Below are 12475 nucleotides of genomic sequence, written 5' to 3'. Positions count from 1 at the left end.
TCGCCCGGGTCCTTGTTGGATAATGCACACCTGCATCAGGGCCAGAGCTTTCGTATGTCCACCTCATCTTTTTCCGCCGCACAGAACCAGGCCAGCACGCTGTACCTGCCGCCTGGCGCCTGGTTGACCGTTCTCGATTGTCTGTGCGAGCACTTCAGCGCCATAGGTCGCGAACAATGGCTGGACAGGATTGCCCGTGGTCGTGTGCTGGATGGCCAGGGTCATGCGATTGCCGTTGATCTTCCTTACAAGGAAGGGCTGCGGATTCACTATTTTCGGGAAGTCCCCGACGAAAAAACAATCCCGGTGCTCGAGACGATTCTGTATGCCGACCAGCATCTGGTGGTCGCGGACAAACCACACTTTCTGCCGGTTACTCCAGCAGGCGAGTACGTCGAGCAGACGCTGTTGCGGCGTTTGATCCGTCGCCTGGATAACCCGCACCTGGTGCCGTTGCACCGCATAGACCGACACACGGCAGGGCTTGTGCTGTTTTCGGCCAACCCCCAGAGTCGTTCGGCTTATCAGTCGCTGTTTCCGACTCGACAGATCGAGAAGCGCTACGAGGCAATTGCTCGCGCCTTGCCTGAGTTGTCGTTTCCGATGGTGCACAAAAGCCGCTTGGTTGATGGCGAACCCTTCTTTCGTATGCAAGAAGGACCGGGTGCGAGCAATACCGAGACGGCAATTGAAGTCATGGAGAAAAATGCCGGTCTCTGGCGCTATGCGCTGTATCCGGTGACCGGCAAAAAGCACCAGTTGAGGGTTCATATGACTGCGCTGGGGGCGAGTATCTGCAATGATCCGTTTTATCCCGACGCATTGAAGGACGTTGAAGATGATTACGCCAATCCGTTGAAACTGTTGGCCAAAGGGTTGCGCTTTATCGATCCGGTGACCGGGCTGGAGCGAAGCTTTGAGAGCGAAATCACCCTGCAGTGGTGATTCCCCTGCGGTGGTGACTGCGCAGCTCAAGCGCGGTACTCAGTAAGTGGCTGGGCTGAGCGAGATCTGCTTTTGCCAAAAACAACAAAGCCCGCACACTGGCGGGCTTTTTATGTACCTGGCTGTGTCGCCGTGAGGCTTACAGGTCTTTAACGGTACGAATCTGATCTTTGTTGATGCGGGTTTGTTTGCCGTCCAGTTGCTCGAATTGGTAAAAGCCCGACTTGGAATCGTATTGGGGGGTGTCGACCGACTGGATTTCGCGACCGTCATTCAAGGTGATCACCGCGGGCGATGAGCAACCGGCGAGGGTAGCGAGGCCCAGTGCGAGCATGAGGGTGGCGAGGGTCCGTTGAGTCATGTGATTTCTCCGAATATGGATTCTTTTGAGTACTGGGCTGAGACGTATGCCTGGCGTGCAAGTTCCTTGGTTGGCCTCATTCTGGCACGTTGCTGTGCAGGCTTAACAGCTCGGGTGTATTCAGGTTGGCCAGGCGTCGATCGTTTTCGGGGCATTGCAGTGCGATGGCACCGAGGTTGCGCATGATGCGTCCGGGGCTGCGTTCACCCTCGTTCCAGGCGTTTTCAAACTCACTTGCCAACGCCACGGGGATAATGCACAGCAACGGTTCCCAATGCTCGCCCTGGCGTAGCATCAAGGGTTTGTCCGGCTGTTGGCAGGCAGCTTTTCGCATGGCTGTGAGCAGTTCGGCGTCAATGCGCGGCACGTCGCAGGGCAGTACCATCAGATGGGGATGTCGCGCGACCGCCAACCCGGCGCGAATCCCAGCCAATGGGCCCGGGAAGTCGCTATTGTCGTCATGCACCAACTGGTCGGCATAAAGCGCGTATTTTTCCAGATTGCGGTTGCAGGAAATGATCAGGTCATCGCTTAAACTGCGAGTCTGGCGGTGCAGATGTGCAATCAACGGCAGGCCTTGCCACACCAGCAGTCCCTTGTCCTGACCGCCCATGCGCTGGCCACGTCCTCCCGCCAGAAGCAGGATGGAGCAGGGCGGCAACTGGAAGTTCGAGGTCATGCTGCATCTCCATCGGTGCGCTGAAAAAATGAGGCGCTGTGATATAACACCGGGCTGTTTCTCCTACAACTGGACGAGCCTATGAAAGCCAAGGCTGATGTACCTTTCGCTCCGCTGAACATTGCGGTGCTGACTGTCAGTGATACCCGCACGCTGGAAACCGATACCTCGGGACAGGTCTTTGTTGACCGCCTCAGTGCAGCGGGGCATAACCTGGCCGCACGTATTCTGCTTAAAGATGATCTCTACAAAATTCGTGCGCAAGTCGCGACCTGGATCGCTGACGATGTCGTGCAAGTGGTGCTGATTACGGGCGGCACGGGTTTTACCGGCCGTGACAGTACACCGGAAGCGGTCAGTTGCCTGCTGGATAAGCAGGTCGACGGATTTGGTGAGCTGTTTCGGCAGATCTCGGTTGCGGACATTGGCACCTCGACGGTGCAATCGCGTGCGTTGGCAGGGTTGGCCAATGGCACGCTGGTCTGCTGTCTGCCGGGTTCCACCAATGCGGTGCGAACCGGTTGGGACGGGATTCTCGCGGAGCAACTGGATTCGCGGCATCGTCCGTGCAACTTCGTCGCTCACTTGAAACAGGCGGCACCCTGTGAATCCCGTGGGTAAGCCGGGCAAGACGGGCAGCTTGATGCCCGTCGAGGTGGCGCTGGCGCGCTTGCTGGAAATGGCTGAGGCGTCGCCAATCCTCGAGCGCGAACGATTGCCGCTGGCTGCGACCCAGGGCCGTGTTCTTGCCGAGGACCTGGTATCGACCCTTGATCTGCCGCCATGGCCCAACAGCGCCATGGATGGTTATGCCTTGCGCCTGGCCGATTGGACTGGCGAGCCACTGGTGGTCAGCCAGAAGGTCTTTGCCGGGCAAGCCCCGGAGCCATTGGCCCCCGGTACATGTGCACGGATCTTCACCGGTGCCCCGGTGCCAGCGGGTGCAGACTGCGTTGAAATGCAGGAAAACGCCGAGGTCCAGACGGACCAACGGGTACGTTTTACCGAGCCAATGCGTGCAGGGCAAAACATCCGCCCACAAGGTCAGGAAACCACGGTGGGTGAACAGGTATTGACCGCCGGTACGCGCCTGGGTCCCATCGAGCAAGGTTTGGCAGCCTCACTGGGGTGTGCAGAACTTGAAGTCGTGCGCAAGGTACGGGTTGCGGTGCTGTCCACCGGGGACGAGCTGGTCGAGCCTGGACAAACCCTCGGCCCAGGGCAGATCTATAACAGCAATCGGGTATTGCTGTGCAGCTGGTTGCAGCGTTTAGGCTGCGAAGTGATCGATGCGGGGATTCTACCGGACGATTTGCAGGCCACTCGCGATCGGCTCACCGAACTGGGTGATGTCGACCTGATCCTTTCTACGGGCGGTGTATCGGTAGGCGAGGCGGATTTCCTGGGTATTGCGCTGCGCGAAGAGGGTGAACTGACGTTGTGGAAACTGGCCATCAAGCCAGGGAAACCACTAACGTTCGGGCATTTTCGAGGCGTACCGGTGATTGGGTTGCCGGGCAATCCTGCGTCGACACTGGTGACCTTCGCCTTATTGGCACGCCCTTATCTGTTACGCCGTCAAGGCGTGAGAGAGGTTCGGCCTTTGCAGTTTCAGGTTCCGGCAGGATTCGTCTGGTCCAAGGCCGGCAATCGCCGGGAATACCTGCGCGGTCGTCTGGAAAATGGGCGGGCAATTATCTACAAGAATCAGAGCTCGGGTGTTTTACGCAGTGCAGCCTGGGCCGAAGGCTTGGTTGAAGTGCTGGAAGAGCGTACGTTGGTTGAAGGTGATTGGGTGAACTTCATCCCGCTGAGTGAAGTGCTGGGCTAGGTCTTTGCGCTCTACAGCCCCGCCAGCGTCAGGCCCGGTATGGATCACGTCGGGCCTGGCGTTTCGTGGTGCGGGTTACGCGGTAAGCAGCATCACGAGTTGATCGAAGCGACTGTTGGCGATCCAGCCGAGCAGGCTGATGATCACCGCTGCAGCGCCTGCCGAGTACGCAATCCTGTGCTTGATGGATTTGACGTCGTTTCGGACCTCTTCCATATCTCTGCGGATGTACTTGAGGTGGGTCTCCAGCTCTACAACGCGCGGTTCCATGTCCTTCCCTCCAGGTGTGTTGACGGTGCAATTGCATTTAGTCGGGTGAGCGGGGTCATTGCCCTTGGGTGGGTTGCCCCGGTTCACTGGAAACTGGAAGTCATGGCTTTGCATTAGGTGCATGGCTCCCTGCCCAATAGACTCTGGTCATAATTTGTGCACATCCTTGTGTTTTTTTTGCTGTTGCCTGATAACTGAAGTCACAAAGTGTACCAATACCAAATGACCGTCAATTGGGCTTATTCATCACGACTTGTAAGAAAAAAGTCGGTATGTAGGACTCTTCTGAGCGCCTGAGGGATAGGCACTACAGGGCGTTGCACCTGACCTAATCGTCGAGACTGATGATTTGCTCGCGCACGGCAAACAGCACCAGGCCTGCGACATCGAAGATCTGCAAGCGTTTCATGATCTGAGAGCGGTGGGCTTCCACCGTTTTGATGCTCAGGCCCAAGCCACTGGCGATCTCGCGAGTGGATTTGCCACGCACGATCAAGCGCAGAATCTCCAGCTGACGGGCTGTCAGATTGTGCGTATCGACGGATTCTGGCTGGCTTTTCTGGGCACGCACCAGCGCCTGGTTGATCACGGTGTGAGCGATGGCCGGGCTCAGGTAGCGCTCGTTGTTGCGCAAGGCTTCAAGCGCGTGTTCCAGTTCTGTGGAGGTGGTGTCCTTGAGCAGATAGCCGTGAGCGCCTGACTCCAGGGCTTGCATGATCAGCGTCGGGTCGGTGTGCATCGACAGGATCAGCACTTTGCTTTGTGGGCGTACGGCCTTGAGTCTTTGCAGGGCCTCAAGCCCGCCGGTTTCCTTCATGGATATATCCAGCAGGATGATGTCGGGGCTTAGCTTCTCGACCATTTCGAGCAGTTGTGCACCATCATTGGCTTCACCAATGACGGCGTAGCCAGGAATATCCAGAACCAGCGCACGCACGCCGGCTCGGATCAGCGAGTGGTCATCCACCAGAAGCAAGTTACAAGTCAATGTTGAACCTTATCCGTGCTGGCTCGTTCGAGCGCGCGGGGCGCCCAGGGGAAAAGTGCTTCGATCTGTGTACCTTTACCGGGCTCGCTGATGACGCTCAGGGTGCCGCCCAGTTGTTCGACGCGCTCCGACATGCCGGCCATTCCGCGTTGCCCTTCACGGCCAGGATGGGTGGCTGGAGAAAAGCCCAGTCCGTCATCGCTGATAAACAGCGCCAGTCCCTGGGGCAGGCGTTGCAGGCGAATCAGCAGGTTTTTGGCTTGGGCATGGCGCAGCATATTGGTGACGGATTCCTGAGAAATCCGAAACGCCGCCACCGCCATTTCTTCTGGAATACCGGTCAGGCGCTGCTGGCATTCAAGGCTCCAGTTCACGGCAGTATTGGCCAGCGTTTTGAGCAGGTGTGCACGCAAACTGGCTTCAAGGCCAAGGCTGGTGAGTTGTCTTGGATTGAGAATGGCCGACACATCGCGAACTTTGGTCAGGGTTTCTTCCAGTGTGTCGCAGAGCACGGCGCAATGGCTTTGCAGTTCTTCGGGCTGACGTCGCTTGAGCCATTCACTTTGAAGCTTTGCCGCCGTCAGTAATTGGCCAATATCGTCGTGGAGTTCACGACTGAGCCGATGGCGTTCATTTTCCTGTACTTCCAGCAAGCGGTCGGCCAGTTCCTGAGGCTGGAACCTGATCGATTTTCGCGAAGTGCAATGCTGTACCCAGACGCTGGTGGCTGCCGCGAGATTCAATATCAGCAGCGCCGCTGGAAATTGGCAGGACAGGCAGTAAACCAACAGGCCGCCCACCGCCGAGCATAGGCACAGCAGCAGTGTGAGCCGGCGAACGCTTTTTCGGGAGGGTGGCCAAGAGGCAACTGACTTGAGGCTGGCGTACATAGCGGATGGAGCCAATGAATGTTCGCTGCGGGCAGACCGGTCACGATGGCTGACGGGTCTCTGTGTGGAAAACGCTGGTAATTGAATAGCGGGCTTCAAGTTAGCGCAGTCTGATTGTCAAAATCGAGTGGCGCTCAGTCCGGGGGAGGGGCCCCGCCTGGAGTCAGAGTGCCATAACGTAGAGCCAACTAATTGGGCCGCATAATACCACTTAACATACCGTTGGTCGCGTTCGCTATATATGTCCAGAGGGTCAGGAATTTTGTCCTTGCTGGACCTCTGCTGCACATTGGCAGGCATGGGTTGGTGACTGAGCGTTCAGCATGACTCATTACGTTACTAAACAGTTCGCAGCGCTCTGGACGGGTAGTTCAGGGGGGCGGAAGTCGACAACTAATAGTTGGGTTATTAACTTGGATCTGTCGTTGAAAGATATGAAATGTTCAATTGCGACGCGAAAGCGTTGTTGCTGGAAGTGCCGAAAATAATCAACGGCCCGACGCATAACTTGATGCAGCTCAGGCAAGTCTTGCCGAAAGCGCGGTGCATGCAAATGGCTTGGAGGGTAATGTCAGGCGCGTCGGGGCACGGCCAATTTCCATCGCGAAGGCTTCGATCAACGAAATCTGTTCGGCGTCATCAAGGCTGAGTTGGCCGGTAGTCAGGTCGACCAGTTCAAGTTGCCAGGCCATCAATGTGAAGCACTCTTTCAAGGCGCACAGTGCCTGGTCGTTCAGATCGATTTGATTGCGTGCACCGTTGAGCAAGGCGTGAATGCACATCGAGAACTCGGATACCGCCCGCAGTGCCAATGCATCGGCCCGGTTGGCCAGGGTGAACAGTGTGTTCAGCATGCAGTCGATGGCGTCCTGATCATTGTTGATCAGTTGCAGGTGGCTCAGGCATTCCTCGGATTTGGCCAGCAGGGTTTCTGCCTCGATCAGGAATTCGGGCAGTCGCTGATTCCAGTTTTTACGATCGTTCAGCATGCTTTTCTCCACGACATCAAGTCAGGTGATGCAATCAGCCGTATGGCGAACGGGCGTAAGGTACTGCCGGACCACGACCGGAATCTGTAGGGCAGTTCTGATTTTTTGCTGTTGACGATGAGCGGTCTGTTTGCGTTCGACGCGAATGCCCCGATGGAGCGAGCCTGATTGACAGCGTAACGAGGTGCCGAATTCATTCGCCGTGAGGCGTGAGCGGCGTAACCCGGCGGGCTGAAAAAAGAGCTCGGCAACGGTACTTCGATCACAAACAAAAGCCTGACTCCATTCATGCAGTGAGAATGGCGTCACATTAATGGCTATTGGATATCGCGAATATCAGGCTGGTCCCGATTGTGGCTAGGGGATTCCCTTATGCCATGGAACAAAGCGCTCAAGGTGGGGTCGCGCGGAGGTGTGCAGGTGATGAATTGACCGCCTCAGTAGAGCATGATGTTAATGTGACATCAATTCCTTTGCATGGCATTTTGTTTGCGGGTCAAGATTGCATGAGAACCGCCGATAACTTTCTTTAGTGAATTCATCAGAAAAGCCCAGGAGTCATCAATGGCCGGCATTCTCGACACAGTAGATCAACGCACGCAGCTGGTGGGTGAGAATCGCCTGGAAATTCTCATGTTTCGCCTGGCCGGTCGGCAGTTGTTTGCGATCAACGTCTTCAAGGTGCAGGAAGTCCTGCAATTGCCAAAACTGACCTTGATGCCGCAGCGTCACCCGTTTGTCTGTGGCGTAGTCAATCTGCGTGGCCAGACGTTGCCGGTGATCGACCTGTCCCAGGCCATCGGCATGCGGCCGTTGGTGCCGGGGCCCAACAGCACCATCATCGTGACCGAGTACAACCGCTCGGTGCAGGCTTTCCTGGTCGGCGGCGTCGATCGCATCGTCAACATGAACTGGGAAGCCATTCTGCCGCCGCCAACCAGTGCCGGCCGCCAGCATTACCTGACGGCCATCAGCAAGGTCGATGACCAGTTGGTGGAGATTATCGACGTCGAAAAAGTACTCGCCGAGATCGTGCCTTACAACGCCAAGGTTTCGCGTGACAAGCTCGAAGACCCGGTGCTGGAGCGTGCACGCGGTCGTGAAGTGCTGTTGGTGGACGACTCCAATGTCGCCCTGTCCCAGTTGCGCGACACCCTGGGTCAGCTCGGGGTGAAAATGCACATCGCCAGCGACGGCCTGAAGGCACTGAACATGCTCAAGGCCTGGGCCGATACCGGCGTGGTCATGACCGACAAACTGCTGATGATTTTCACCGACGCGGAAATGCCCGAGATGGACGGCTACCGCCTGACCACCGAGATTCGCAACGATCCACGCCTGCGCGGCCTGTACGTCGTCCTGCATACCTCGCTGTCCGGCAGCTTCAACGACTCGATGGTGAAGAAGGTCGGTTGTGACAACTTCCTCTCGAAATTCCAGCCGGACAAACTGGTCGACGTGGTGCGCCAGCGCCTGATGCTTGACGCAGTCCCGGCCTGACGGAGCATCGCGGACAGGCAGGATGTCTGTCCGCAATGTGCTTCTTTGATTCGTCAGCCTGCTCGTATATCGTGGCGCTTTTGCCCATCAGGGAGCTGGCCATGTTGCGTCTGAGCGCGCTTTACCGTTATCCACTCAAGTCCGGCAAGGGCGAAACCCTGCAACAGGCCAGCCTGGACAAGCTGGGGCTGGAGGGGGATCGACGCTGGATGCTGGTGGACGAGGCCAGCGGACGTTTCCTGACGCAACGCGCGGAATCGGGCATGAGCCAATTGTCGGCGTTGTGGAATACCTCCGGGGGCCTGACGCTCAGTGCGCCAGGTCACCCACCCATCGATATTGCCCTGCCTGCCAACGATGCCGAACTGCGTGGCGTGACCATCTGGCGCGATACCTTGCGGGTTCCCGATGCGGGGGATGTTGCCGGTGCCTGGGTCAGTGAGTTCATCGGCAAGCCTACGCGATTGGTGCAGGTGCCCGAGGCGCTGGCCCGTACCACTCAGGCCGGCTACGGCAAGGATGACGATAAAGTCGCCTTTGCCGATGGTTTTCCGCTGCTGTTGATTGGCCAGGCCTCGCTTGAGGACCTGTCGCAACGGGTCGGCCGTCCACTGGAGATGCTGCGTTTTCGACCGAATCTGGTGATCGAGGGCAGCGAGGCATTTGCCGAAGACGGCTGGAAGCGCATTCGCATTGGCGATGTCGAGTTTCGCGTGGTCAAGCCGTGTTCACGCTGCATCCTCACCACCATTGATCCGCAGACCGGTGAGCGCAGCGACGACCGCGAACCCTTGGCTACGTTGCAAAAATACCGTGCGCAAGAGGATGGCGCGATGTTTGGTCAGAACCTGGTCAACGACGGCAATGGCCGGCTCGAAGTCGGCATGCCGGTAGAGATCCTCGAATGACGCTGTAATGCTGGAATGAAAAATGCCCGTGTCTTTCGACACGGGCATTTTTTTACCGCAGTGAAACGCTTAGCCGCGGTATTCGCACAGGTATGCGGTGTCGACGGTGACTTTCAGCTGGAACTTGCTGTTGGCCGGTACGTTGAACTGGCTGCCGGCGGCGAAGGTTTCCCAGTCGCTGCTGTCAGGCAGTTTGACGGTCAGGGCACCGGAAACCACGTGCATGATTTCACGCTGGCTGGTGCCGAATTCGTATTCGCCCGGTGCCATGACGCCGATGGTGGCCGGACCTTCAGCAGTGCCGAAAGCAATCGACTTGACGGTGCCGTCGAAGTACTCGTTGACTTTAAACATGGGCGATTCCTCGAAATGGGCTAAAAAGGCCGGCCAGTATGCACAAGGCCTTTTCGCCCGTCACCTGTACTTCAAGGATCAGACCGGAAGAATCAGCGGTAACAGGCGTGCGGTATTACGTGCATCTTCCAGTGCCCGGTGCTGTTGACCGGTAAATTGCAGCCCCGCCAGTTGCAAGGCGCCATTGAGCCCCAGCGGCCGCTCCAGTCGGCGGGCCTTGGCAAAGCGCTGCTTCAGATTCATGTGTGGGACCCGGCTCAGGGCACTGTCGAGTTGCAGGCGTTGCCATTCCTGAAGCAGTTGTTTGCGGTCGTAATCGCCCCAACTGGCCCAGCCTTCGAGGCGCGTGTGATGCTGGCCGAGCCAGCGCTCGAACAGCGGCCAAACCTCGGTCAGTGGCTGGGCAGCGTCGATATTGGCTTGGGTGATGTGGGTCAACTCGCGACAGAAAGGAGTTAGCAGCGGTCGTCGCAGGGGGCGAACGAAGCGCTGGAAGTAGTCCAGTTCGCGGCCTTCGCGATTGACCAGGGTGGCGCCGATTTCGATGATTTCCATCTCGGTTACCGGCCAGCCACCGTCATCAGTGGTCGCTTCGAGATCAATTACCAGCCAATGAGGCATCGCAGGTTTCCTGGTGTCCGCGTCCTAATGAGGCTGAGCGTAGCCAAATGCGATGGATCCGCCTAGCGGCTTATTCAACCTCCAACAAAATCTGACGATTTTTTACCTGATCACCGGGGCTGACCTGCAACCGTTTGATTACACCGTCGATGCCGGCCTTGAGAGGGTGTTCCATTTTCATTGCCTCCAGCACCAGCAACAGCTGCCCCTTGCTCACCGAGGCGCCTTCACTGACCAGTACGTCGATAATCGCACCATCCATCGGGGCTTTCAGCGTGCCGGTGCCGGTGCTGACCTGGCCGCTGACGGTCGCCAGCGTCTGGTCTTGCAGCAGCAGACTGCCGGGGCGAGTGAACAACCACAATTGTCCGCCGGCCAGTTGATAGGCGTAACGGCGGCGAATGCCGTTGATTTCCAGGTTGGCCGAGCGGGCGTTGATATCGAGTAGTTTCAGTTGCAGCGTTTCCCCGGTCACTTGAATGACCAGTTGCCCGTCGTGCAAGGCCGTCACTTCGGTTGACCAGCGATCGCCATTGACGCCGATCTGTTGCAACAGCGGCGCGTTGGCGTTGTTGCGCCAACCGGCAAGTCCTGGCGGATGAGCGCCAGCGGACTGCTGATAGAACAGCGCCGTGGCGATAGCCAGCTCTTCGGCTGTGGGCGCGTGCGGTTGAAGGCTTGGGTGATCGGTGAAGTGTTGCGCAATGAACCCGGTATTGAAGCTCCCGGCGATGAACTGCGGATGCTCCAGCAAACCGGCGAGCAGACGCTGATTGGTCTGCAGGCCCAACAGGGCGCTGTCTTCGACGGCCCGCAGCAATTTGCGCCGAGCCTCTTCGCGGGTGGCACCGTAGGCGATGATTTTGCCGAGCAATGGGTCGTAAAACGGGCTGACTTGCTGACCTTCAAGCAGGCCGTGGTCAATGCGCACCCCATCCGCGAGGGCCGGTTCCCAGCGCGTAATACGCCCGGTCTGGGGCAGGAAACCCTGTGCCGGATCTTCGGCGTAAAGGCGCACCTCGATCGCGTGGCCCTTGAGTTCGACCTGTTCCTGGCGCAACGGCAGCGGCAACCCGGCCGCAATATCCAGTTGCCAGGCCACCAGGTCCAGACCGGTGATCAATTCGGTCACCGGGTGCTCGACCTGCAAGCGGGTGTTCATCTCCAGAAAGTAAAACTGGCCCTGCGCATCGAGCAAGAACTCCACGGTACCGGCGCCGACGTAACTCACCGCGCGTCCGGCCTTCAGCGCGGCCTCGCCCATGGCCTGGCGCAATTCAGCGGTCATCACAGGGCACGGCGCTTCTTCGATGACTTTTTGATGGCGCCGCTGGATCGAACAGTCGCGCTCGCCGAGGTAGATCAGGTTGCCGTGCTGGTCACCGAATAGCTGGAATTCAACATGACGCGGATCGATCAGCGCTTGTTCGAGAATCAGCTCGTCGCTGCCGAACGCGTGCAGGGCTTCGGAGCGTGCGGTGCGGATCTGCGCAAGCAGTTCACTCGCGCTGTGCACCAGGCGCATGCCGCGCCCACCGCCGCCAGCGCTGGCCTTGATCATCAGCGGATAGCCGATGCGTTCGGCTTCGCGGCTGAGGGTGGCGTCATCCTGCTCCGCCCCTTGATAACCGGCAATGCACGGCATGCCAGCGGCGAGCATGGCGATTTTCGACAAGCGTTTGCTGCCCATCAGTTCGATGGCCGCAGGATCCGGACCGATAAAGGTGATGCCGGCCTGGGCGCATGCCGTGGCGAATTCAGCGTTTTCCGAGAGGAAGCCGTAGCCGGGATGGATCGCGTCCGCGCCGCAGCGCAATGCAGCGTCAATGATCGCCGCGCTGTTCAGGTAGGACTGGGCAACGGCAGCGGGGCCGATGTTGACCGCTTCATCCGCCATGCGCACATGCAGGGCATCAGCGTCGGCATCGCTGAACACCGCCACCGTGCGATAGCCCAACGCCTGGGCGGTACGCTGGATGCGACAGGCGATTTCACCGCGGTTGGCGATGAGGATTTTGCGCAGGCTGGGCATGGGGTGATCCTTTGTGTTGTGTAGTGTTTTTGAGGGCCTCATCGCGAGCAAGCTCGCTCCCACATTGGATCTAGGGCGTTTGCGCTATCTCATGCACACCGAAGATC

14 protein-coding genes are annotated in these 12475 nt (G+C 58.2%); 5 read left to right on the top strand and 9 right to left on the bottom strand.

The features are described from left to right. Window positions 1-54 precede the first annotated feature (54 nt). Window positions 55-945, top strand: coding sequence for a pseudouridine synthase (locus tag AC1DIG_RS25800; protein WP_477769571.1), 891 nt, complete (start codon window positions 55-57; stop codon window positions 943-945). Window positions 946-1084: 139 nt separating this feature from the next. Here AC1DIG_RS25800 and AC1DIG_RS25795 read toward each other — a convergent pair whose 3' ends face one another. Next, window positions 1085-1306 carry a YgdI/YgdR family lipoprotein gene (locus AC1DIG_RS25795; protein WP_477769570.1) on the bottom strand — a complete coding sequence of 74 codons (222 nt, stop codon included), beginning with the start codon at window positions 1304-1306 and terminating at the stop codon, window positions 1085-1087. Window positions 1307-1382: 76 nt separating this feature from the next. Then, entirely contained in the window at window positions 1383-1985 is a 603-nt protein-coding gene (mobA, locus tag AC1DIG_RS25790; RefSeq protein WP_477769569.1) for a molybdenum cofactor guanylyltransferase MobA, read from the bottom strand. A gap of 81 nt (window positions 1986-2066) precedes the next feature. Between mobA and moaB the strand changes: the two genes are divergently transcribed. Continuing rightward, window positions 2067-2606, top strand: a complete 540-nt coding sequence (moaB, locus tag AC1DIG_RS25785) for a molybdenum cofactor biosynthesis protein B (protein WP_054596381.1) — start codon at window positions 2067-2069, stop codon at window positions 2604-2606. Window positions 2607-2628: 22 nt separating this feature from the next. Beyond that, on the top strand, window positions 2629-3816 hold the full coding sequence (locus AC1DIG_RS25780; RefSeq protein WP_477769605.1) for a molybdopterin molybdotransferase MoeA: 1188 nt from the start codon (window positions 2629-2631) through the stop codon (window positions 3814-3816). A gap of 75 nt (window positions 3817-3891) precedes the next feature. Here the strand turns inward: AC1DIG_RS25780 and AC1DIG_RS25775 are convergent, their stop codons facing one another. The 4 genes from AC1DIG_RS25775 to AC1DIG_RS25760 form a co-directional block, all read right to left on the bottom strand. Further along, window positions 3892-4086, bottom strand: a complete 195-nt coding sequence (locus AC1DIG_RS25775; RefSeq protein ID WP_477769568.1) for a hypothetical protein — start codon at window positions 4084-4086, stop codon at window positions 3892-3894. Between the two features lie 328 nt (window positions 4087-4414). Next, the gene (locus AC1DIG_RS25770; RefSeq protein ID WP_477769567.1) at window positions 4415-5074 is read right to left on the bottom strand and encodes a response regulator; all 660 of its coding nucleotides are present in this window, start codon (window positions 5072-5074) and stop codon (window positions 4415-4417) included. Then, a complete protein-coding gene (locus AC1DIG_RS25765) occupies window positions 5071-5964 on the bottom strand; it encodes a sensor histidine kinase (RefSeq protein ID WP_477769604.1) in 894 nt (297 codons plus the stop codon). The genes AC1DIG_RS25770 and AC1DIG_RS25765 overlap by 4 nt, the downstream gene beginning before the upstream one ends. A 518-nt stretch (window positions 5965-6482) precedes the next feature. Continuing rightward, window positions 6483-6953: a hypothetical protein gene (locus AC1DIG_RS25760; protein ID WP_477769566.1), complete on the bottom strand. Its 471-nt coding sequence runs from the start codon at window positions 6951-6953 to the stop codon at window positions 6483-6485. Between the two features lie 564 nt (window positions 6954-7517). On the opposite strand from AC1DIG_RS25760, the gene AC1DIG_RS25755 reads away from it, so the two are divergent. Both AC1DIG_RS25755 and AC1DIG_RS25750 read left to right on the top strand, forming a co-directional pair. Further along, complete coding sequence (locus tag AC1DIG_RS25755) at window positions 7518-8453, top strand: chemotaxis protein CheV (RefSeq protein ID WP_054596387.1); 936 nt, start codon at window positions 7518-7520, stop codon at window positions 8451-8453. A gap of 101 nt (window positions 8454-8554) precedes the next feature. Beyond that, a complete protein-coding gene (locus tag AC1DIG_RS25750; RefSeq protein WP_477769565.1) occupies window positions 8555-9361 on the top strand; it encodes an MOSC domain-containing protein in 807 nt (268 codons plus the stop codon). A gap of 69 nt (window positions 9362-9430) precedes the next feature. Here AC1DIG_RS25750 and ppnP read toward each other — a convergent pair whose 3' ends face one another. From ppnP to AC1DIG_RS25735, 3 genes are all read right to left on the bottom strand, one after another. Then, on the bottom strand, window positions 9431-9715 hold the full coding sequence (ppnP, locus tag AC1DIG_RS25745) for a pyrimidine/purine nucleoside phosphorylase (protein WP_102686447.1): 285 nt from the start codon (window positions 9713-9715) through the stop codon (window positions 9431-9433). Between the two features lie 78 nt (window positions 9716-9793). Then, complete coding sequence (locus tag AC1DIG_RS25740) at window positions 9794-10336, bottom strand: 3'-5' exonuclease (RefSeq protein ID WP_477769564.1); 543 nt, start codon at window positions 10334-10336, stop codon at window positions 9794-9796. 70 nt (window positions 10337-10406) lie between these two features. Continuing rightward, complete coding sequence (locus tag AC1DIG_RS25735; RefSeq protein WP_477769563.1) at window positions 10407-12368, bottom strand: acetyl/propionyl/methylcrotonyl-CoA carboxylase subunit alpha; 1962 nt, start codon at window positions 12366-12368, stop codon at window positions 10407-10409. Window positions 12369-12475: the final 107 nt, after the last annotated feature.

This window comes from Pseudomonas sp. 05N431 (genome assembly GCF_056397005.1).
Note: the sequence above shows the minus strand (reverse complement) of the source record. Positions and strands in the feature narration are given on the sequence as shown.